The 21,667-nt window shown below is 43.6% G+C and carries 20 protein-coding genes; 19 read left to right on the top strand and 1 reads right to left on the bottom strand.

Annotation, left to right across the window (positions count from 1 at the left end; all coding sequences use genetic code 11):
• The 7 genes from fmt to BMX84_RS00555 all read left to right on the top strand — a co-directional run bounded on the left by fmt (window position 1) and on the right by BMX84_RS00555 (window position 7,372).
• Window positions 1–951 carry a methionyl-tRNA formyltransferase gene (gene fmt, locus BMX84_RS00585; protein ID WP_091485938.1) on the top strand — a complete coding sequence of 317 codons (951 nt, stop codon included), beginning with the start codon at window positions 1–3 and terminating at the stop codon, window positions 949–951.
• Entirely contained in the window at window positions 938–2,287 is a 1,350-nt protein-coding gene (rsmB, locus tag BMX84_RS00580) for a 16S rRNA (cytosine(967)-C(5))-methyltransferase RsmB (protein ID WP_091485935.1), read from the top strand. Before fmt ends, rsmB begins: the two co-directional genes overlap by 14 nt.
• A 93-nt stretch (window positions 2,288–2,380) precedes the next feature.
• Entirely contained in the window at window positions 2,381–3,139 is a 759-nt protein-coding gene (locus tag BMX84_RS00575) for a Stp1/IreP family PP2C-type Ser/Thr phosphatase (protein WP_091485933.1), read from the top strand.
• The gene (pknB, locus tag BMX84_RS00570; protein WP_091485930.1) at window positions 3,140–5,143 is read left to right on the top strand and encodes a Stk1 family PASTA domain-containing Ser/Thr kinase; all 2,004 of its coding nucleotides are present in this window, start codon (window positions 3,140–3,142) and stop codon (window positions 5,141–5,143) included.
• 15 nt (window positions 5,144–5,158) lie between these two features.
• Window positions 5,159–6,073, top strand: a complete 915-nt coding sequence (rsgA, locus tag BMX84_RS00565) for a ribosome small subunit-dependent GTPase A (RefSeq protein WP_091485927.1) — start codon at window positions 5,159–5,161, stop codon at window positions 6,071–6,073.
• Entirely contained in the window at window positions 6,073–6,732 is a 660-nt protein-coding gene (gene rpe / locus BMX84_RS00560; RefSeq protein ID WP_091485925.1) for a ribulose-phosphate 3-epimerase, read from the top strand. The genes rsgA and rpe overlap by 1 nt, the downstream gene beginning before the upstream one ends.
• Window positions 6,725–7,372 carry a thiamine diphosphokinase gene (locus tag BMX84_RS00555; protein WP_177165405.1) on the top strand — a complete coding sequence of 216 codons (648 nt, stop codon included), beginning with the start codon at window positions 6,725–6,727 and terminating at the stop codon, window positions 7,370–7,372. The genes rpe and BMX84_RS00555 overlap by 8 nt, the downstream gene beginning before the upstream one ends.
• 53 nt (window positions 7,373–7,425) lie before the next feature.
• On the opposite strand, the gene rpmB is transcribed toward BMX84_RS00555, so the two are convergent.
• Window positions 7,426–7,614 carry a 50S ribosomal protein L28 gene (rpmB, locus tag BMX84_RS00550; protein ID WP_091485920.1) on the bottom strand — a complete coding sequence of 63 codons (189 nt, stop codon included), beginning with the start codon at window positions 7,612–7,614 and terminating at the stop codon, window positions 7,426–7,428.
• 368 nt (window positions 7,615–7,982) lie between these two features.
• On the opposite strand from rpmB, the gene BMX84_RS00545 reads away from it, so the two are divergent.
• The 12 genes from BMX84_RS00545 to BMX84_RS00490 all read left to right on the top strand — a co-directional run bounded on the left by BMX84_RS00545 (window position 7,983) and on the right by BMX84_RS00490 (window position 21,667).
• Window positions 7,983–8,348, top strand: coding sequence for an Asp23/Gls24 family envelope stress response protein (locus BMX84_RS00545; protein ID WP_091485917.1), 366 nt, complete (start codon window positions 7,983–7,985; stop codon window positions 8,346–8,348).
• Between the two features lie 44 nt (window positions 8,349–8,392).
• Complete coding sequence (locus BMX84_RS00540) at window positions 8,393–10,063, top strand: DAK2 domain-containing protein (protein ID WP_091485914.1); 1,671 nt, start codon at window positions 8,393–8,395, stop codon at window positions 10,061–10,063.
• Window positions 10,064–10,147: 84 nt separating this feature from the next.
• Window positions 10,148–12,181 (top strand): ATP-dependent DNA helicase RecG, encoded by a 2,034-nt coding sequence (recG, locus tag BMX84_RS00535; protein ID WP_371860930.1) that lies wholly within the window; start codon window positions 10,148–10,150, stop codon window positions 12,179–12,181.
• A gap of 23 nt (window positions 12,182–12,204) precedes the next feature.
• On the top strand, window positions 12,205–13,209 hold the full coding sequence (gene plsX, locus BMX84_RS00530) for a phosphate acyltransferase PlsX (RefSeq protein WP_091485909.1): 1,005 nt from the start codon (window positions 12,205–12,207) through the stop codon (window positions 13,207–13,209).
• A 172-nt stretch (window positions 13,210–13,381) separates the two neighbouring features.
• A complete protein-coding gene (gene acpP / locus BMX84_RS00525; protein ID WP_091485906.1) occupies window positions 13,382–13,621 on the top strand; it encodes an acyl carrier protein in 240 nt (79 codons plus the stop codon).
• Window positions 13,622–13,860: 239 nt separating this feature from the next.
• Window positions 13,861–14,865 (top strand): ABC transporter ATP-binding protein, encoded by a 1,005-nt coding sequence (locus tag BMX84_RS00520; RefSeq protein WP_091485904.1) that lies wholly within the window; start codon window positions 13,861–13,863, stop codon window positions 14,863–14,865.
• Between the two features lies 1 nt (window position 14,866).
• Window positions 14,867–15,859 carry an ATP-binding cassette domain-containing protein gene (locus BMX84_RS00515; RefSeq protein ID WP_091485901.1) on the top strand — a complete coding sequence of 331 codons (993 nt, stop codon included), beginning with the start codon at window positions 14,867–14,869 and terminating at the stop codon, window positions 15,857–15,859.
• A 2-nt stretch (window positions 15,860–15,861) separates the two neighbouring features.
• Window positions 15,862–16,821, top strand: coding sequence for an oligopeptide ABC transporter permease (gene opp4B / locus BMX84_RS00510; RefSeq protein ID WP_091485899.1), 960 nt, complete (start codon window positions 15,862–15,864; stop codon window positions 16,819–16,821).
• 34 nt (window positions 16,822–16,855) lie between these two features.
• The gene (locus tag BMX84_RS00505; protein ID WP_091485896.1) at window positions 16,856–17,800 is read left to right on the top strand and encodes an ABC transporter permease; all 945 of its coding nucleotides are present in this window, start codon (window positions 16,856–16,858) and stop codon (window positions 17,798–17,800) included.
• A gap of 18 nt (window positions 17,801–17,818) precedes the next feature.
• On the top strand, window positions 17,819–19,711 hold the full coding sequence (locus BMX84_RS00500; RefSeq protein ID WP_091485893.1) for an oligopeptide ABC transporter substrate-binding protein: 1,893 nt from the start codon (window positions 17,819–17,821) through the stop codon (window positions 19,709–19,711).
• Between the two features lie 177 nt (window positions 19,712–19,888).
• Window positions 19,889–20,980: an ABC transporter permease gene (locus BMX84_RS00495; RefSeq protein ID WP_091485891.1), complete on the top strand. Its 1,092-nt coding sequence runs from the start codon at window positions 19,889–19,891 to the stop codon at window positions 20,978–20,980.
• A gap of 9 nt (window positions 20,981–20,989) precedes the next feature.
• Window positions 20,990–21,667: an ABC transporter ATP-binding protein gene (locus tag BMX84_RS00490; protein WP_091485888.1), complete on the top strand. Its 678-nt coding sequence runs from the start codon at window positions 20,990–20,992 to the stop codon at window positions 21,665–21,667.

Here is a 21,667-nt window from a genome sequence, read left to right as displayed (position 1 = left end):
ATGTATAAAGCTATTTTTATGGGCACACCGGATTTTTCAGTCCCGATTCTGGAAGCTTTGGCAGAAAATTCTCTGTGCGAAGTGATCGGCGTGGTAACACAGCCGGATAGAAAAGTCGGAAGAAAAAAACGGCTGACTGCTCCTCCCGTCAAGAAAAAAGCTTTGGAATACGATATTCCTGTTTTCCAGCCTGAGAAATTGTCTGGAAGTGATGAACTGAAAGACATTTTAAATTTGAGCCCGGATCTGGTGATTACTGCCGCGTACGGTCAATATGTCCCGACCGTCCTGCTCCATACACCGCCATTCAAAGCGATCAATGTCCATGCGTCGCTCCTGCCGAAATACAGAGGAGCTGCGCCGATCCATTACGCCTTGATCAACGGGGAACCAGAGACAGGTGTAACGATCATGTATATGGAGAAAGAAATGGATGCTGGAGATATCCTCTCACAGCGAAGCCTGCCGATCGAAGAGACAGACACAGTCGGGAGTTTATTTGATAAACTCAGTCTGCTCGGCAGGGATCTGCTGATGGACACGCTTCCTGACCTGTTCAGCGGTGAAATCGTTCCGACGAAACAAAAAGAATCCGAAGTCACTTATGCTCCAATGATCAAGCCTTCTGAAGAAAAGGTCGACTGGGAAGAATCAGCTGAAACGATCCATAACAAAATACGGGGAATGAATCCTTTTCCGGGTGCCTATACGCTCTTGAGCGGTCAGCGATTCAAACTGTGGAAAGCTGAACCGATAAAGAGAAAGAATGAAGAGGTGCCGGGAACGATCGTCGAGTTGAATAAAAATGAATGCATCGTGGCCTGTGGAGACGATACAGCCTTGTCACTTCATGAAGTTCAGCCTTTCGGCAAACCGAAAATGCCGATCAGAGATTTTCTGGCTGGTGCTTTAAATTATTTAAAAGAGGGAATGCACTTTGACAACGAATAATCTGAAACACAGCAGCCGATACATTGCTGTTACGATACTGGAAAAAATCGAAAAGAATCAGTCTTTCAGCAATCTGCTGCTCACAGAAGCGGTTAAAAAGAATCAGTTGTCAGACAAGGATAGAGGACTGTTGACGGAACTCGTATATGGCGTGATCCAGAACAAGCTGCTTCTGGACTATCAGCTCGAGCCGTTCATCAAACAGCCGGAGAAAGTTGAAAACTGGGTCAGACAGCTGCTCAGACTTTCCTTGTATCAGATGACCCAGCTGGATAAAGTACCTGCACATGCGACCGTGAACGAAGCGGTGCGTATTGCTAAAGCCAGGGGACACAAAGGGATTGCCGGATTCGTCAATGGTGTCCTGCGTAGTATCGACCGCCAGGGTGTGCGTTCTCCTGAAAAAATCACGGACTCGGTTAAGTACCTGTCGATCAGATACAGCTTTCCGGTTTGGATGATCGAACTCCTCATAGAAGAAGTAGGTATCGTTGAAACTGAAAAAATCCTTCAGTCTTTATCTAAACGAGCGAAAGTGAGCCTGCGCGTCAATACTCAGATGAAGCCGATGGACGAGGTCATCGGTCAATTAAATGATGAAGGCTACGAAGTCAGACCGAGCCAGATCGCCAGAGATGGACTGATATGCGAGAACGGACTGCCAGTGAGCTCGGAACTGTTTAAAAACGGCACCATTACGATTCAGGATGAAAGCTCCATGCTGGTCGCAGAAGCGATGCAGATAGACGAGGGTGACAATATCCTGGATGCCTGTGCTGCACCGGGCGGAAAGACTACACATATGGCCTCTTATCTCGACGGATCGTCCGGATCTGTCACTGCTCTGGATCTGAATAAAAACAAGCTGAAAAAAGTTGAGGAAAATGCTGAACGTCTTGGAATGTCATCACTGATCAGGACACGTCCGATGGATGCAAGAAAAGTCAGCGATGCATTTGAGGCTCAGTCATTCGATAAGATCCTTGTCGATGCGCCGTGTTCCGGTCTGGGATTGATGAAACGGAAGCCGGACATCAGATATCAGAAAACACTGGATGATATCTATGCTCTGCAGAAAGTTCAGGGAGATATCCTGGACAGTGTCGCACCCCTTTTGAAAAAAGGCGGACGACTGATATACAGTACCTGTACCATCACACTCAAAGAGAACAACGAAGTGATCGAAGCATTTTTGAAAGAACACCAGGAGTTCAAACTTGAACCGGTCTTTACACATAAAAAGGCTGTTCAGCTTTCCAAAGAAGGTCTTGTCAATTTATACCCGCATTATTTTGATACAGACGGGTTCTTTATTGCAAGTTTGGTTAAATACTGAACCTAAGGTGGTGGGAAGTCTCTGACACTTAAAGTCAGGCTTTCCGCCATTACATAGCAATCATGAAATCAAGTTAAGCAGGAGTGAGAGAAACTGAAAATTTTTAAGAAAACCCACATCGGTAAACGTTCGATCAATCAGGATTACGTTGAGACGTTTTTAAATAAAGACAACCAGCTCTTAGCTGTCCTGTGTGATGGGATGGGAGGACATAAAGCCGGGGATATAGCAAGTGAAATGGCTGTGCTTCAGATAGGTAACCATTGGAAAGAAACAGCGTTCAGCAATGGGCCTGAAGCAAGCGAATGGCTTGATCAGCATATCAATCTGGAGAATCAGAGAATCTACAGGATAGCAAAGACTTACAGTGATCTGGATGGAATGGGCACAACGCTCGTCACATCAGCATTTATAAATGATGAAATCGTCGTCGGGAATGTTGGGGACAGTCGCGCTTATTATCTGGACCAGAACGGACTGGAGCTCGTGACCGAAGATCACTCGTTTGCCAATGAACTGAGACTAAAAGGAGAAATATCTGATGAAGAAGCCAGAAATCATCGCCAACGCCATACACTTACCCGCTCGCTGGGTGTGTTCGACAAAGTGGCTGTCGATTTTTTCTATTTAAAGCAGACCGATGACTCGCTGCTCATGCTTTGTTCAGACGGTTTGTCAAACGGTGTCGATCAGCCATTGATGGACAAGGTGCTTAGAGGAAAGCGGTCTTTAAGTGACAAGGCGAATATCATGACTGAATATGCTTTACAGAACGGTTCGACCGATAACATAACCATGTGTCTGATCGAAAATAAATCAGATTCAACTGATAAAGGAAAGGAGGATGAATAAATGAAGGCTGGAGAAAGAATAAATGACCGGTATAAGCTGATCAGGGAAATCGGCTCAGGTGGCATGGCCAAAGTGTTTTTAGCTGAAGATCTGATCCTTGAGCGTCAGGTGGCTGTTAAGCTTATGGCTTATAATTTCCACAATGACGAAGCCAGTATTCGCCGATTCAAAAGAGAGGCCTTGTCCACCACGGAGCTGCTTCATTCGAACATCGTGAATGTCGTTGATGTTGGAGAAGACGAAACCCCCTATATCGTTATGGAATATGTGGAAGGTTATGACTTAAAAGAATACATTAAAGCTCATCACCCTATTCCGTACAAGAAAACCGTGAATTTCATGACACAGATATTGAATGCCGTAGAGTATGCGCACAGACACAATATCATCCATAGAGATCTAAAGCCCCAGAACATACTTATCGCACATGATGAAACGATAAAGATAACAGACTTTGGGATTGCTGTGGCGCTGTCAGAAAACTCGATCACACAGACCAACTCGCTGCTGGGTTCTGTGCATTATATTTCTCCTGAACAGGCACGAGGAAGTATGGCGACCAAGCAGTCAGATATTTACTCGCTTGGCATACTCCTTTATGAGCTGCTGGCCGGACATGTCCCTTTTGACGGAGAGTCGCCGGTTTCCATAGCACTCAAGCACTTTCAGAATGAGATACCTTCTCTTAGAGATAAGGACGCCTCCCTCCCTCAGGCTCTTGAGAACGTGGTCTTGAAAGCGACGGCCAAAGAACCTGAGAAGCGGTATCAGTCTGTGCATGCAATGAAAGAAGATTTGCAGACCGCTCTTTCTTCAGATAGAACCAGAGAACCTAAATTTGTACCAGAAGATATGAGTGACGACAGAACTCGGATACTTAAACCGGTCATACCACCCAAGCAGAAAGAAGAATCGGAGGAGTCAGCGCCTGTAGATGAAAAGACATCCGCAAAGAAAAAGGCGCTTAATCGCTCACAATCAGTAAAAACGACGAAACGCAAGAAAGTCTTAGTGCTTATCATCATCTTTTTAATCATCTCTGTGCTGAGTGTACTCGCCTTTATTTTTTCTCAACCTCAAGAGGTTCAAGTACCGGATTTAGCTGGACTGACCACAGAAGAGGCATTGACGGAACTGGAAACACTCAACTTGGGTATAGGGGAAAGGGTCGAACAAAATGATGAAGAAATAGAGGAAGGCCGGATCATTAAGTCAAATCCTGCAGCTGGCTCAACTTTAAGAGAAACCAGCGAGGTCGATGTGTATGTCAGTCTTGGAAAGATGCCGGTAACGGTCGGGGATTATGAGGGCGAAGTTTATGAAGAGTCCAGAGCCGAATTGACAGACCTTGGTTTTACTGTGGAAAGAGAAAATGACAACCATCCTTCTATTCCTGAAGGGGATATCATTTCACAGAGTATCGATTCAGGAGAAGAAGTGATCCCAAGTGAATCCACGATGGTCTTTACTGTCAGTGAAGGCCCGGAAGGTCATGATCTGATCAATCTTACCGGTTATTCTCTTGAAGGAGTCGAGAGATACGCAGATGACTATAATCTTTCTGTCACGATCACACGCGAACCGCACGATTCCATTCCTGAAGGACAAGTTGCAAGTCAGTCGCCAGAACCAGGATCTCTTGTTTATAACGGTTCCCGTATATCTGTGGTCTTCTCCACAGGGCCAGAGGAACCGGAAATCATTTCTTTTGACCGGGGTATAACGATCGAATACGTTGATACCCAGGAAGAGACTGAGACGGAGAATACAGAAGAAAATGGCGGAACGCAGCCCGAAGAGATTGTTGAAGAACCGAATCATATCGAGATTTATGTCGACGATGCTGAAAATACGTACGACGACATCTACCGTGAGTTTGATATTTATGAAGACACTATGGAAATCATTTCCTTCAGCGTCCTGGAAGATGAGACGGCTAGTTACAGAGTCTTGAGGAATGGTGAAATAATCATGGAAGAATCTGGAATAACACCGAATAATTAGAAAGGATGTGAGAGCGTGAATAAAGGCCAGATCATAAAAGCGTTAAGCGGGTTTTACTATATCAAAACAGCAGAAGGTACAGTCTATCAGACACGCGCACGGGGGATTTTTCGAAAAAAAAAGATCACACCTTTAGTTGGTGATTATGTCGAATTCAGTTTTGGAACCGAACAGGAAGGTAGTCTGGAAACCATTCTTCCGAGAAAAAACGAACTGGAAAGACCATCAGTGTCCAATATTGATTTGGGGATCATTGTGATGTCCATAAGTGATCCTGATTTCTCAACGTCTCTATTAGATCGATTCCTGGTTTCGGTTGAATATAAAGACATTCAACCGCTCATCTATGTAACAAAAACAGACATTGCCAGCGAAGCAGAGTATAATAGGGTCAAGACCATCTGTAAAGATTATGAAAAAATCGGTTATGCAGTCATCTTGCCTGAACAGGGCAAGACTATGGAGCCGGAAGATATCAAAGAAAGCCTGCAACCTTATGTAGAAGATAAAACGGTCGTCTTTATAGGACAGTCTGGAGCAGGGAAATCCACGTTGCTGAACAAGATAGACCCGCAGTTGAATATCAAAACCGCCGGCACATCGAAATCTCTGGGCAGAGGGCGCCATACGACCCGCCACGTGGAGCTGATCCCTGTGATGGGAAGTCTGATCGCGGATACACCGGGGTTCAGTGCTATTCAGTTTGATGACATCACAGAACAGGAACTGAGCGAATGTTTTCCTGAAATTTGGGAAAAGGGCAAAGACTGCCGATTCAGCAGCTGTATTCACCAGAATGAACCGGATTGTGCAGTGAAAGCTGCTGTAGAAGAAGGAGAAATCGCAAATCATAGATATAAGAATTATTTACAGGTATTAGAAGAGATCCAAAACAGAAAACCACGTTATGGAAAGAAAGGGGAAAAATAATGAAAATCGCACCTTCGATATTAAGTGCTGACTTTGCAAATCTAAAAGATGACATCCTCACGGCTCAGGAAGGGGGAGCTGACTGGATCCATGTCGATTCGATGGATGGTCATTTTGTTCCTAACCTGACTTTTGGCGCCAATGTAGTGAAGGCTATCCGACCTCATACCAGCTTGCCGATCGATTGTCACTTGATGGTGGAAAATCCGGAGAATTTTGTCGAGGATTTCGCTCAGGCTGGAGCAGATTATATATCGATCCAGTACGAAAGCACAGCCCATGTCAATCTTGCACTTCAGCTGATCAAGAGTTTTGATGTCAAAGCCGGCATCGTTATTAATCCTTCTACCCCAGTCAGTTTGCTGGAAGATGTTCTTTCTATGGTAGACATGGTCCTTGTTATGACCGTGAACCCAGGATTCGGTGGCCAGTCGTTTATTCCGGAAACATTGAACAAAATCAGAAAACTCGATCAGATGAGAACAGAGAATGACTATGACTTTCTTATTGAAGTCGACGGCGGGATCAATCCTGAGACTATAAAAGAATGTGCGGAAGCAGGCGCGAATGTTTTTGTGGCAGGTTCTTATGTATTCAATTCTGATGATCCTGGAGAACGCATCGAAGCCTTGAAAAATGCGGTGAGGGATAGTGCCTAAGACGGCTCACATCGTTCTTGGAGCGCCGGCAGAACAAGCGGTGTTCCCTGAACCCAGGCAGGGAGATAGCGTGATAGGAGTGGACAGAGGCGCGTTTGAGTGCCTGTCCAGGGATATCGGCGTCACTATAGCGGTTGGGGATTTTGATTCCGTGACACCTGAAGAAAAAGCGGCTCTTCGGTCATCAGCGGAATCCTTCCATGAATTTGATTCCGATAAAGATGATACAGATGCCGAAATCGCCTTAAAGATCGCTGTTAATGATGAAACAGTAAGTGACATCAGGATCTATAACTGGTCTGGCGGTCGACTGGATCATCTGTTGAGTATTTTCTATATGGTCTATCAGCCGAGGTTCAAAAAAGCGATCGGCCGGATGACGTTATACAATAAAACAAACACGATCACGTTTTATCCACCGGGAAGTCATACGCTCGTGAAGGACACAGCCCGGCAATACTTATCCTTCATTGGCATGACGCCGATCGAAGAGCTGACGCTTAGAGGTGTCAAATATCCTCTTGATAAAGAGTCTTATTCCTATCCAAGAGCGCTGGTCAGTAATGAATTTCTGGAGAAGGAATGCCGGTTTTCATTCAGCACAGGTCTGCTGGCCGTGATCCAAAGCGGTGATAAATAAAAAGAACGGATATCTAAAGGAATTGTTCCCTTGATATCCGTTCTTTTTCGTTTTTAAACGCGTTCAACTTTACCTGATTTCAAAGCGCGAGCTGAAACCCAAACTTTTTGAGGTTTACCATCAACCATAATACGAACTTTTTGTAAGTTCGCACCGAAGGTACGTTTAGATTTGTTATTAGCGTGAGAGCGATTATTTCCGCTTCTAGCTTTACGTCCAGTTACAAAACATTCTTTAGCCATTCTTTTTCTCCTCCTTCGTGCCTAGCTCAAATAAATAAAGCTAACTCATACTTATATAAAATATCATAATTATGCGTATGAAGCAAGTGGTTTTTAAAAAAAGAATCAAGTGTTTTACCTTTACAGAGGCCGGGTAAGTAGACGGAAAACAACTTTTTATACATTAAACTGGAATACTCCCTACAAAATCTAACCATTACAGTGTATACTAGGTAGAGTGTGTACTACACAAAACTTTTGGATGCATAAGCAAACAGGCATAGAGACACCATCTTTTTTTATCAGGTGCAGTATGCTAAAATATGTTTGAATATCAGAGGAAATTAACAATGTAAAAAAAATCTTGTAAACCGAAAGGAGATTGCAATATGAGCGTTCAAATGAATACAGAATATGGGAACATAGAAATGGCCAGTGATGTGATATCCACTGTAGTTGGTGGTGCTGCAACGGAGATTTTCGGAATCGTAGGAATGGCGAGCCGCAATCAAGTACGTGATGGTATCAATGAGATCCTGAATAGAGACAATTATTCCAAAGGTGTCGTTGTAAGACAGGAAGACAAAGATATAGCGGTAGACGTTTATATCATTGTCAGTTATGGTACGAAAATCACGGAAGTATCTAAAAATGTACAGGAAAGAGTTGGATATCAGCTTGAACATGATCTGGGCATCAAAGCCAGTTCTGTCAATGTGTTCGTCCAAGGCGTCAGAGTTCAAAACGATTTTTAAGCCAACGTCACATGTGTTGAGTGACAAAGGAGGATAATGAAAAAGTGGATGTAAACAGTTTGAAAGCAAAGAAATTTAAAGAAATGGTGGCTCTCGGGAGACAACGCCTGGATGAACACACAGAATATGTTAACTCGCTGAATGTCTTTCCTGTGCCTGATGGCGATACGGGAACGAATATGAACCTCTCATTTACGAGTGGAGCCAATGCGGTAAAGGAATCTTCAAGTGAAAAAATGGGAGAAATCACCCAGTCCTTAGCTAAAGGTCTATTGATGGGGGCACGCGGAAATTCAGGTGTTATCCTTTCTCAGTTATTCAGAGGGTTTTCAAAAGCTCTGGAAGGAAAAGAAGAAGTAAGTGCCTCAGAGCTTGCTCAGGCTTTTCAGGCAGGGGTGGACACTGCCTACAATGCAGTCATGAAGCCAGTTGAAGGGACGATCTTGACGGTGGCTAGACAATCGGCAAAAGCCGGTATCCAGAAAGCTGAAGAAACAGACGATGTGATTGTACTGATGGAAACAGTTCTTGAAGCCGCAAAACGTTCATTGAAGAAGACCCCAGATCTCTTGCCCATACTGAAAGAAGTGGGCGTCGTGGATAGTGGCGGTCAAGGTCTTGTCTATATATATGAAGGGTTCCTGTCATCACTGACGGGTGAAAAACCATCCGAAGATGCAGAGCCGAATCTTGATGAATTAGTACGCGCCGAACACCACAGAAGCGGTGTACACGAGCATGTAAATACAGAAGATATCACGTATGGCTACTGTACAGAGATCATGGTGCACATTGGCGAAGGTGAAACGGTCGAAAAAGAATTCGATTATGAAGAATTCCGTAATTATCTGAATGAACTGGGCGATTCCCTGCTGGTCGTAGCAGATGACGAAATCATTAAAGTGCATGTGCATACAGAACGTCCGGGAGAAGTCATGAATTATGGGCAGAAGTTCGGTTCGTTAATGAAAATCAAAGTCGATAACATGCGTGAACAGCATTCTGCTTTGTCCGGAGATGAACTCGAGGGATCAGAAGCAAAACCAGCAAAAGAAGAAAAAGACTTTGCGGTCGTCGCGATCGCTCCCGGCGAAGGACTGAAGGAACTGTTCGAAAGTCTGGGTGTCGATTATGTTCTGCAGGGTGGACAGACGATGAATCCAAGTACTGAAGATATCGTCAAGGCAATGGAAAGTGTTCCTGCCAGACAGTATATCATCCTTCCCAACAATAAAAATATCTTTATGGCTGCTGAACAGGCTACGGACGTCATTGAAGCCGAAGCTGCCGTTGTTCCTACACGCACCATTCAGCAGGGACTGACAGCCATGCTGGGGTATAACCCGGGACAGGACCTTGAAGCGAATAAATCAGCCATGTCTGATGAAATCGAGATGGTCAAATCCGGTCAGGTGACGTTTGCGGTCAGAGATACTGAGTTGAATGGATTGACTATCAAAAAAGATGATTACATGGGAATCATTGATGGAGATATCAAAGTAACGGCTCCCGAACTCTTTGAAGTCACTTTAGAGACAGTTAGAGCGATGCTGGACGACGAAAGCGAAATCGTGACTGTGCTGATAGGCGAAGAAGGTTCTGAGGAAGACGCGGAAAAATTAGCTGAAATCCTGGAAGATGAATTTTCTGATATCGAAGTGGAGATCCATCAGGGTGGACAGCCGGTCTATCCTTATCTTATTTCTGTAGAATAAAAGGAGACAAATAGAGAAACGACTTGAACGTCCGTTGTTTTCTCTATTTTTCTTTATTTAAAAAGAAAGGAGGAGCCTATGACTCTGTCGATGGAAGATTCGGTTGCACGTTTGAGCGGAGTCGGAGAAAAAAGAGTGGAAGCGTTGAATGAGCTGGGAATAATCACAATCCTCGATCTGCTGACGTATTATCCTTTCCGCTTTGAAGATCTGACAGCTAAAGCGATCGAAGAGATCGAAGACAATGAAAAAGTCGTTCTGGAAGGAACAGCAATATCGGAAGGAACAGTTTCTTATTTTGGCAGAAAAAGAAACAGGCTGACTTTCCGGATGAACTGTGATCATGTCATCGTCTCGGTCACCTTCTTCAATCAGCCTTATCTTAAAAAGCAGATCGAAGCGGGGAAGGAAATCAAGGTCTTCGGTAAATGGGATGGGCATAGAAAGCAGCTGAGCGGAATCAAGATCCTTTCTTCCGACTCTGCGAATGACCAGGAAGCTATCTATCATTCCTCGAAAAAAATCAGACAGTCTACGATCTTTAAATTGATCGAAAAGGCCTGGGAAATTTACAAGGACATCATACCGGAAGATATGCCCGTGCCCCTTCGCCGGCAGCACAACCTCCTGTCACGCAGAGAAATGATCTATCACATGCATTTTCCTTCTGACAGTAGAGAGCTGGAGGAGGCCAGATATTCTGTGATCTTCAGGGAGTTCTTCATTTATCAGTTAAGGATGGCCTGGATAAAACGACAGACTAAACTGACACAGAACGGACTGACGATCGATTATGATGTCAGACAGTTGAAGGCATTTTTTGATACACTCCCATATGAGCTGACCCAGGCTCAAAAGCGGGTCGTGAATGAAGTATGCAAAGATTTGAAAATACCAGGACAGATGTTCAGACTCCTCCAGGGAGATGTAGGGAGCGGGAAAACGGTCGTTGCAGCTTCAGCTATACTGGCAGCCAAGACAGCAGGGAAACAGTCAGCTTTGATGGCACCGACAGAAATCCTGGCAACCCAGCATAAACAGTCACTGGATGAGATGTTCGAAAAAACGGCAATCAATGTGGAACTGCTGACTGGATCGACCAAACGCAAAGAACGGGAGAAGATTTTAGAAAGGTTGAGAACAGGTGATATCGATTGTATCATCGGTACACATGCTCTGATCCAGGAAGATGTCGTGTTTCACTCGCTGGCTTTAGTGATCACGGATGAACAGCACCGGTTTGGGGTCAACCAGCGCAGAACACTGAGAGAAAAAGGCTTGAACCCTGATGTGCTGTTTATGACAGCCACGCCGATCCCCCGAACCCTTTCCATTACCGCATACGGGGAAATGGATGTCTCGGTCATCGATGAGATGCCTCTTGGAAGGAAGCCGATCTCGACTTACTGGATCAGGCCGAAGCACTTTGACCGAATGACCGGTTTTTTGAAGAAAGAGCTGGCAAAAGGACATCAGGTTTATGTCATCAGCCCGCTGATCGAAGAGTCGGAAATGATGGATCTGGAAAATGTCACAGCACTTTATCACACTTATAAGGAAATCCTTGGCGATTCATTTACCGTCGGGCTGCTCCATGGGAAAATGTCTGCTGCAGAAAAAGAAGCGACCATGGACGAGTTTCAGCGTAATGCTATCCAAGTGCTTGTGTCCACAACAGTTATTGAAGTAGGTGTCAACGTCCCGAATGCGACGCTGATGATCATTCATGATGCCGACCGCTTTGGACTGGCCCAGCTTCATCAGCTGAGAGGACGCGTCGGACGAGGGGAGCAGGAATCCTACTGTATTCTAATCGCGGATCCCAAAGGTGAAAAAGGGGCAGAACGAATGCAGATCATTACCGAAACCTCAGACGGCTTTGCCTTGAGTCAGCGGGATCTGGAAATGCGCGGACCGGGTAATATTTTCGGCAAAAAACAATCGGGTCTCCCTGAATTTAAAGTGGCGGATATCGTTGAAGATTTCAGTATACTTGAAGAAGCCAGGATGTCAGCCCAGCAGGTGATCCAATCTTCAGAGTTTTTCCAGAACACTGAGTTTGAACCGCTGAGAACCAGTCTGGGTATCACTGGAGAAAACGAAATGATACTGGACTAGAATATATCGAGGAGGAAAATAATATGAGAATAGCCGTAGATGCGATGGGTGGAGACAATGCCCCATCAGAAATCGTAAAAGGGTGTGTAAAGGCCGCCCGTGAATTTAGTGATGTCACGCTGGTATTATATGGAAAAGAAGACCTTATCCGTAAAGAATTGGATGAGTCACTGACCAATATAGAGATCGTGCATACGGATGAGAAAATATTAAGTGAGGATGATCCTGTCCGTTCGATCAGAAGAAAAAAAGAGGCGTCTATGGTCAAAGCCGCTTTATCAGTGAAAAACGGTGAAAACCATGCGTTGTTCTCAGCTGGGAACACAGGTGCACTTCTGGCAGCCGGGACATTGCTGATCGGGAGGATGAAAGGCGTCGACCGCCCTGGACTTTTAGCCACTTTCCCGTCGCTTTCTGACAAACGATCTGTCTTTCACATGATAGATGTAGGAGCTAATGCTGATTCCAAGCCCGTGAATATCGATCAGTATGCAACTTTAGGTTCACAGTATGCCAGATTTGTCCATGGCATCGAATCCCCGACTGTCGGTCTATTGAATAATGGCACAGAAGAAAACAAAGGGAGCATGCTGACCAAAGAAGCGTATCAGTTATTAGAAAATAATAAGGATATTAATTTTGTTGGCAATGTCGAAGCCAGAGAACTCCTGAATGGTGTCGCCGATGTCATCGTGACAGATGGCTTTACCGGCAATGCTGTATTGAAGACGATCGAAGGGACCGCCATGTCTATGATGACTGTTCTGAAAAATTCCATTTATAATAATGGGATAAAGTCTAAAGTCGGCGGACTACTGCTTAAAGACAGTCTGAAAGGCATGAAAGACTTACTGGATTATTCAAAATACGGTGGAGCGGTTCTTTTCGGTGTCAAAGCCCCGGTCATCAAAACACACGGGTCCGCTACATCTGAGCCAGTTTATCATACGATCCGTCAAATCAGAGAGATGCTGGATTCTCAGCTTCTGGAAGAATTGATCGGTCACTTTGAACAGAATGAAGAGTGAAAGCGGCTCAGACCCTTCGACAGTTATGAAGAAAAATATATTTTTCCCAAAAAAGATGGAAATTGAAAAAAGAATGCGCTACAATTACAATTGTGCATTAAATGATAATTTGATAACAGGCTTATGAAAAAAAAGTAACAGATCACTATTACTCTTCAAAGGAGCGAAAAAAATGACAGAACAAGAAGTTTTTGAAAAAGTACAAGCAATCATCGTTGAACGATTAGGTGTAGATGAAGATAAAATTTCTAGAGATACAACCTTTAAAGACGATTTAGGTGCCGACTCTCTGGATGTAGTTGAACTCGTTATGGAGATGGAAGATACATTTGGCAGAGAGATTTCTGATGAAGATGCAGAACAGATCACAACAGTTGGGAAAGCAGTCGATTACATATATTCAAACCTATAATATTTAGTTGAACAAAATTTGACTATTATAATATAATGAGAAATAAATGATAATAAAATGCTTGAATTTTAAACCAATTGTTATAAAATGAGAAATAAGCATTGATATGCTAATAAATACAGTGTATAATTCAATTTATATTATTAAGCTTTTGATTAAAAAAGAATAAAAGTTTGGTAATCTTCTTTCGGGGAGTTTTAAATCACTTTTCGTAGAAGGAAAGCATAGGAGGTTAAGTAGTGGCCGTCGAACGTAGTTTGTTAGAGGTTAACAACTTAGAGACAGGGTTTCGTTTTGGTGATGTGTATCATAACGCAGTAGATGGTGTTTCATTAACATTAGAGAACAATGAAATACTTGCTATCGTAGGAGAATCCGGATGTGGGAAATCCACACTGGCTACATCCATTATGGGGCTGCATGATCCAAAGAATACCGAAATCAAGGGAGAAGTTATCTATAAAGATTTAAACCTTCTTGATTTGAACGAAAAGTTGTATAACCGTATCAGAGGAAATGACATTGGAATGATTTTCCAGGATCCGCTTGGCTCATTGAATCCATTAATGACCATATATAATCAAATTTCGGAATCACTTGAATATCATTCAGATTTAAATGAACAGCAGAGAAAAGATAGAGTATTAGAATTACTCAATCAGGTCGGCATTCCAAGACCTGAACAAATCATGAAAAATTATCCGCATGAATTATCTGGCGGGATGAGACAAAGAGTAGTCATTGCCATTGCTCTCGCGAACAAGCCCCCAGTCATTATTGCAGATGAACCGACAACAGCCTTGGATGTTACGATTCAAGCTCAGATCCTTGACTTGATGGTCGATATCCAGGATGAAACAGGCTCTGGAATCATCCTGATCACCCATGACTTAGGTGTTGTTGCAGAAACAGCAGACAGAGTAGCAGTTATGTATGCGGGACAAATCGTGGAAGAAGCACCAGTTGAAGAACTGTTTGCCAATCCTAAACATCCATACACGCGTTCACTCTTGAATTCCATTCCACACGAACTGGAAGATGACGATGATGAACTGCATGTCATTCATGGCACAGTTCCATCATTACAGAAGCTGCCTAGAAAAGGGTGCCGATTCGCTCCACGTATTCCGTGGATACCAGAAGAAGCACATGAAGAAAATCCAGTCTTGCACGAAATCAGTCCCAACCACAAAGTGAGATGTACGTGCTGGAAACATTTCCACTTTGAAGGGGAGGATAAATAATATGGCTTTCTTAGAAGTACAGAATTTAAAAGTACATTACCCGATCCGCGGAGGTATCTTGAATACGATCCAGGATCATGTCAAAGCGGTCGATGGTGTCAACTTATCCATTGAAAGCGGAAAAACATACGGTCTAGTTGGTGAATCCGGTTCAGGAAAAACAACGATCGGTAAAACGATCATCGGACTGGAAAAAGCAACAGCCGGCAAGATCATATATGAAGGTGAAAACGTAACAAATAAAGCGCGCAGTCGTAAACAGAAATACGCCAATTACAATAAAGATGTTCAGATGATCTTCCAGGATGCAACCTCATCCATGAATCCAAAAAAACGTATTATCGATGTCATGGCTGAACCTATGCAGAACTATTTTGACTATACACCTCAGGAAACAAAGAAACGTGTGGCAGAATTACTGGAAATCGTTGGGATGAATGCTGAAGCAATGTACAAATATCCTCATGAGTTCTCAGGTGGACAGAGACAGAGGATCGGCGTCGCCCGAGCGGTGGCAAGTGATCCGAAACTGATCATCGCTGATGAGCCGACTTCAGCACTCGACCTGTCAGTACAAGCTCAGGTTCTGAACTTTATGAGACGTATTCAGAAAGAATATGGATTGAGCTACCTCTTTATTTCACACGACTTAGGTGTCGTTCAGCATATGTCAGACGATATAGCGATCATGCACAGAGGCCGTTTCGTTGAGCAGGGCTCTAAAGAGAACATCTACAACAACCCTCAGCATATCTACACGAAACGACTGCTGTCTGCTATACCGGATATGGATCCGACGACACGCGATGCTCACAAAGTCGAAAGACAGCGCGTGGAAGCAGAGTATGATGCTCAGGAAACAGAGTACTACGATCCTAAGGGACGTGTCTACGACCTTCAACGATTTGACGAAGATCATTATGTTGCTTTGAAGCCTGAAGAACCTAATGCATCGCTGCAGAATGAAAAAGTCAATAGAGGGGGAGGGAATTAATCATGTGGAAAACAATTATAAGACGTATACTCTTGATGATCCCTCAGATCCTGATTCTGAGTATTCTGATTTTTGTTATTGCTGACTTCATGCCGGGAGATCCGTTTACAGGACTGATCGATCCGAACTTGGATCCGGCTCAGCTGGAAGCGATGAGAGAAGCCTATGGTTTGAATGATCCGCTGCCCGTTAAGTATGTCAGATGGATGCGAAATGCATTCCAGGGCGATTTTGGCCGCAGTTTCAACTACCAGCAGCCAGTCACAGCAGTTATAGCCGGACGTATCGGCAACACGATAAGATTATCGCTATTGTCAGTTATTTTAACTTACCTTATCGGTCTGCCCCTCGGTATACTAGCTGGTCGTTATAATGAATCAGTACTGGATAAGACGGTCCTTGTTTATAACTTTGTCAGTTTCGCTGTTCCGATCTTCGTACTAGCTTTACTTATGGTATGGATCTTCGGTTACAACCTGAACTGGTTCCCTGCTCGAGGAAGTATCAGCATCAATGCTGAAACCCAGTGGGAAATCTGGATGAGTCAGCTTTACCACTTGCTGCTGCCGTCTATCACAACAGCAATTCTCGGGACCACATCGATTATCCAATATTTAAGAAGTGAGATCATCGATGCTAAGGTTTCTGACTATGTTAAAACAGCACGCTCTAAAGGTGTGCCGATTCAAAAAGTTTATACTAAACATATTTTCAGAAATGCATCATTGCCGATCGCATCAGGATTTGGCTATACTATCGTCAGTTTATTTACAGGGTCGATTTTCATCGAACAGATCTTCACGTACCGCGGGATGGGATATTTATTCCTCCAATCAATCAATACGCGAGATTACAGTGTCATCTTTGTCTTAGTCTTATTCTATGGTTTCATGGCTTTAGTAGGAACCTTGTTATCTGACTTGATCCTTATGGCTGTAGATCCACGTATCCGAATTGATTAATCCGAGATTTTTAAGAAAGGAATGAATATGTCTTATGGCAACAAATAAAGATGCTGAAGCAGTTGTATCTGATGATATGGCTGCATCTGCCCCACCGATGGGAATGAAAGTGATTGCTCGTGAATTCATGAGAGATAAGCTTGCCTTAGTTTCTCTGATCCTGCTGATTCTGATTTTAGCTACAGTCTTTATCTGGTCATTTATAGTCGATCAGGACGTCGTACAGACGGTCAGCTTATGGGATTCATACTTACCGCCAATGTCTATGAGTGAAGACCCTATGTTTGAAGGGACAAGGTATATACTAGGAACAGACTCGGCCGGACGAGATATTTTCGGACTGCTGCTGATCGGAGCACGCAATTCCCTTATTTTAGGGTGGAGCGTAACTGTCGTATCTAGTACGATAGGAATCGTTGTTGGTATTCTGGCAGCATATTATGCAGGCTTAGTGGATAATATCATCATGCGTATAATCGATTTTATCATGATTTTACCTCAATTGATGATCATCATTATTTTTGTTACGATCGTACCTAATTACAATGTTGTTTCATTTGCAGCTATTTTAATTCTATTCAGCTGGCATGGACAGGCTCGATTTATTCGTGGACGAGCCCTGACTGTTGGGCGCCTGGATTTCATAAGCGCTTCTAAAACGATGGGCACACCGTCACTTGTCATTATGCTTCGCGAAATGATGCCTAATATAAGTTCACTGATCATCGTCAACTTGACACTGAACTTTGCAGGCAGTATCGGCTTAGAAACAGGGTTATCCTATCTTGGATTCGGTCTGCCGACCGGTACACCAAGTTTAGGTACGTTAGTTTCCTATGCCACTAATCCAGATATTCTGGAGAATAAAGCTTGGGTTTGGTTACCAGCTTCAACCTTAATACTTGTGTTGGTGCTGTGTATAAACTACGTCGGTCGTGCGCTACAACGTGCAGCAGACGCTAAACAAAGATTAGGATAAGAGAAGGGGAGAAAGAATATGTCAAACAAGAAAAGATATAGCATGTTAGCAAGTACTGCTGCAGTAGCATTTATTTTAGCAGCTTGTGGCAACGGGGATACAGAAGATACAACAGAAGAAACTGGTAACGGAACGGATACTTCTGAAGAAGTTGAAGATGAATCTGGCGAAGATGCTTCAGCCGGGGATGAAGTCGAGCCAGTTGAATTTGACACACGTGTTGAAAATGAAGGAGAAGCTATTGACGGGGGTACATTAAGTATTGGTTACGTCTCTGACTCTCCATTCACTGGTATTTTCTCAACAGAACTTTACACAGGTAATCCGGATGCAGTCGTAATGGGCTACATGATCGGTACATTACTTGGTTATGATGAAAACTATCAAATCGATGATTCAGGTGCGGCAACGTTCGAACTGGATCAAGAAACAAATACTGTAACAATGACGATCAAAGATGATGTATTATGGCATGACGGCGAACCGCTTAAAGCTGGCGACATCGCTTTTGCACATGAAATCATCGGTCACCCAGACTACACAGGTGTTCGTTACAGCGGAGACCTTGCTAACATCGTAGGTATGGAAGCTTTCAAAAACGGCGAAGCAGACAGCATCGAAGGTATCACAGTCGTAGATGACAAAACGATCGAAATCGAATATCAGTCTGTGGGCGTTCAAATGCTTCAAGCCGGCGGCGGCGTATGGGGTTATGCTGCACCACGTCACTACCTGGAAGGTATTCCAGTTGCAGAACTTGAATCTGCTCCAGAGATTCGTGAGAACCCGATCGGATTCGGACCATTCAAAGTGGACAACATCGTTCCTGGGGAATCTGTTTCTTATACTGCATTTGAAGACTACTACCGCGGTGCACCGAAACTTGACCGTATCGAATTAGAAACTGTTCCTACATCAACTGCTGTTGCTGCTATGGAAAATGCTCAGTATGACATATTCGAAGGTATGCCTACTGACCAGTATGAGAACTATGAGAACATTCCTGGCTACACTAACTTAGGTGTTGACGATACAGCATACACTTATATCGGATTCAAACTAGGTGAGTGGCAGGAAGCTGAAACAGACGAAGACGGTAACATCGTTGAACCAGCACAGAACGTTTACAACGAAGATGCTAAAATGGCAGACAAGAACCTACGTCAGGCCATGGCTTACGCTATCGACAACGATGCTGTAGGTTCACGTTTCTACCAAGGTCTGCGTCGTCGTGCCAACTCTCCGATCATCCCTAACTTCTCAGACTACTATGCAGAAGATCTAGAAGGCTATCCATTCGATCCGGATCGTGCAAACGAGATCCTTGACGAAGCTGGATACAAAGATACAAATGGTGACGACATCCGCGAAACACCTGAAGGCGAAGAGTTAGTCATCAACTTTGCTTCTATGTCAGGCGGAGAAGTTGCTGAACCGATCGTTGAGTACTACATGCAGTCATGGGAACGTGTCGGCTTGAAAGTAGAACTTCTTGATGGCCGTCTGCATGAGTTCAACTCATTCTACGACCGTGTTGAAGCAGACGATCCAGATATCGACATCTACCAAGGTGCTTGGGGAACTGGATTTGACCCAACACCAGAAGGATTGTATGGTCGTTTCGCTCCATTCAACTACACACGTTGGGCAACTGAAGAAAACGATGAGTTGATGGAAGCTATGACAAGTACTGAAGGCTTCGACATCGAATGGCGTGCCGAGAAGTTCAAAGAATGGCAAGAATACTTCATGGATGAGCTGCCTGTCATTCCTACACTGTTCCGTAAAGCTGTAACACCGGTCAACAACCGTGTCGGTGCTTACGACATCACTGTTGGTGAAGATCCAGACACTGAAGGTGTAGGACTACACACGCTTTACCTGATCAGCGAAGACCGAGCAACTGAATAATCGTTGTACCAGTTAGAAAGTAAATCTTAATACAGCAAAAACCACCCGGAGTTTTCGGGTGGTTTTTAATATTAAATATTTGAAGTTATTTATACATTCATGTAATATTAAAATTAGATTTCGTGTTTTTTTCACAAAAAACTTCGAATTAAAACTAAAGAATGATGAGGGTTACATATGTTCTTAGCATGGCGAGAAATAAAGTATTCAAAAACACGTTTTGCATTGATCATAGGCGTGGTTATTTTAATTGCTTATCTGGTTTTCTTTTTGACCGGACTGGCATACGGTTTAGCTCAGGAAAACCGTATGAGTATCGACAAATGGGATTCTGACGGCATCGTGCTGGCAGATGAATCTAATTTAAATATCAATATGTCGATGTTTCCAAAGGAACAGATCGACGACATCGAAGCATCTGAGAAAGCGTCTCTGGGTGTCGCATCCAGTGTGGTGCAGCCAGCGGATGAGAGTGACGAAGAAAGTAAGATAAATGTCACGTTTTTCGGTATCGATAAAGAAGAATTCATTTTCCCGGAAGTCGTTGAAGGGGAAGAATTTGAAAGCAACAGGGAAGTTATTGCAGATATAAGCTTGAGAGAAGAAGAAGGTATCGAGATCGGAGATGAATTGTCATTAGCCGGAATGGATCTTACTGTCGAGATCGTTGGCTTTACTGAGAATGCGAAGTTCAGTGTCGGTCCTGTCCTTTACACAAACCATCCAACATATCAGGAAATAAGAGCGAGCGGCTTTGGTGAAAGAGAAGAAGAAATTATCAGTGCCATAGTGGTCCGCAGTGATTCAGAAGAACTGGCTGATGTCGAGACAAACAGCGAAGACCTGAATGTCTACTCTACAAGCGAGTTCATTTCTAACTTGCCCGGCTACACAGCTCAGGTATTGACGTTTGGATTAATGATCGGCTTTTTAGTTCTGATAGCAGCCATGATCATCGGGATCTTCATTTACGTTCTTACTTTACAGAAATCATCCATGCTTGGGGTAATGAAAGCCCAGGGGATATCATCCAGCTATATTGCTAAATCTGTAATAGGTCAGACGTTCCTGCTTTCCTTTATAGGTGTATTCACAGGCTTGGGATTGACCCTGCTTACTGGATTACTTTTACCGGCAACTGTACCGTATCAGAACAACTTTATCTTTTTAGCTTCGATTACAAGCTTACTGATAATAGTAGCTGTGGCGGGAGCCTTTTTCTCAGTTAGAACGGTAGTTAATATAGATCCACTAGAAGCGATAGATTAGGAGATTGTTATGAAGCTGATTGAATTGAAAGATGTAAAGAAAACCTTCCAGGATGGGAGAAAAACGATCGAAGCATTAAAACCGACAAATTTCTCAGTAGAAGAGGGAGAATTTGTTGCAGTCATCGGGCCAAGCGGATCGGGGAAAAGCACCTTTCTTACGATCATTGGAGGCTTGCAGACACCAACTGAAGGAAATGTTTTTATCAGAGAAGACAAATTCAGTGAGTTAGATGAAAAAGAACGGGCAAAAAAAAGGTTTGATGAAATAGGATTTATCCTGCAGGCATCTAATCTCATCCCCTTTCTGACGGTTAAAGATCAGTTGAAGTTAGTCAATAAGATAGAAAAATCAAAACTCGATGAAGATAAAGTACAAAATTTGTTATCCGAACTAGGGATCGATCATTTAATGGATAAATACCCAAGTGATCTCTCGGGTGGCGAAAAACAGCGTGCGGCGATCGCCCGGGCGATGTATCATAATCCTGCCGTCATACTGGCTGATGAACCGACAGCCAGTTTGGATACCGATCGTGCGTTTGAAGTGGTGGAAATACTGGCTCGAGAAACAAAGAAGGAAAAGAAAGCGACTATCATGGTCACTCATGATGAACGGTTGACCGATTATTGTGATGCCGTTTATACAATGAAAGATGGCGTATTAACAAAAAATCAGAAAAAGTAG

Origin of the sequence: Alkalibacterium putridalgicola (genome assembly GCF_900109825.1) — a bacterium.
GTDB classification, from domain to species: domain Bacteria; phylum Bacillota; class Bacilli; order Lactobacillales; family Carnobacteriaceae_A; genus Alkalibacterium; species Alkalibacterium putridalgicola.
This window is presented reverse-complemented; position numbering and strand designations above follow the sequence as displayed.

Bases quoted from the DNA above. Each gene is read 5' to 3' on its own strand.
- fmt (WP_091485938.1), top strand. From the start codon at position 1: ATGTATAAAGCTATTTTTATGGGCACACCGGATTTTTCAGTCCCGATT.
- pknB (WP_091485930.1), top strand. From the start codon at position 3,140: ATGAAGGCTGGAGAAAGAATAAATGACCGGTATAAGCTGATCAGGGAA.
- rpe (WP_091485925.1), top strand. From the start codon at position 6,073: ATGAAAATCGCACCTTCGATATTAAGTGCTGACTTTGCAAATCTAAAA.
- rpmB (WP_091485920.1), bottom strand. From the start codon at position 7,614: ATGGCTAAAGAATGTTTTGTAACTGGACGTAAAGCTAGAAGCGGAAAT.
- BMX84_RS00545 (WP_091485917.1), top strand. From the start codon at position 7,983: ATGAGCGTTCAAATGAATACAGAATATGGGAACATAGAAATGGCCAGT.
- plsX (WP_091485909.1), top strand. From the start codon at position 12,205: ATGAGAATAGCCGTAGATGCGATGGGTGGAGACAATGCCCCATCAGAA.
- acpP (WP_091485906.1), top strand. From the start codon at position 13,382: ATGACAGAACAAGAAGTTTTTGAAAAAGTACAAGCAATCATCGTTGAA.
- BMX84_RS00515 (WP_091485901.1), top strand. From the start codon at position 14,867: ATGGCTTTCTTAGAAGTACAGAATTTAAAAGTACATTACCCGATCCGC.
- opp4B (WP_091485899.1), top strand. From the start codon at position 15,862: ATGTGGAAAACAATTATAAGACGTATACTCTTGATGATCCCTCAGATC.
- BMX84_RS00505 (WP_091485896.1), top strand. From the start codon at position 16,856: ATGGCAACAAATAAAGATGCTGAAGCAGTTGTATCTGATGATATGGCT.
- BMX84_RS00500 (WP_091485893.1), top strand. From the start codon at position 17,819: ATGTCAAACAAGAAAAGATATAGCATGTTAGCAAGTACTGCTGCAGTA.
- BMX84_RS00495 (WP_091485891.1), top strand. From the start codon at position 19,889: ATGTTCTTAGCATGGCGAGAAATAAAGTATTCAAAAACACGTTTTGCA.
- BMX84_RS00490 (WP_091485888.1), top strand. From the start codon at position 20,990: ATGAAGCTGATTGAATTGAAAGATGTAAAGAAAACCTTCCAGGATGGG.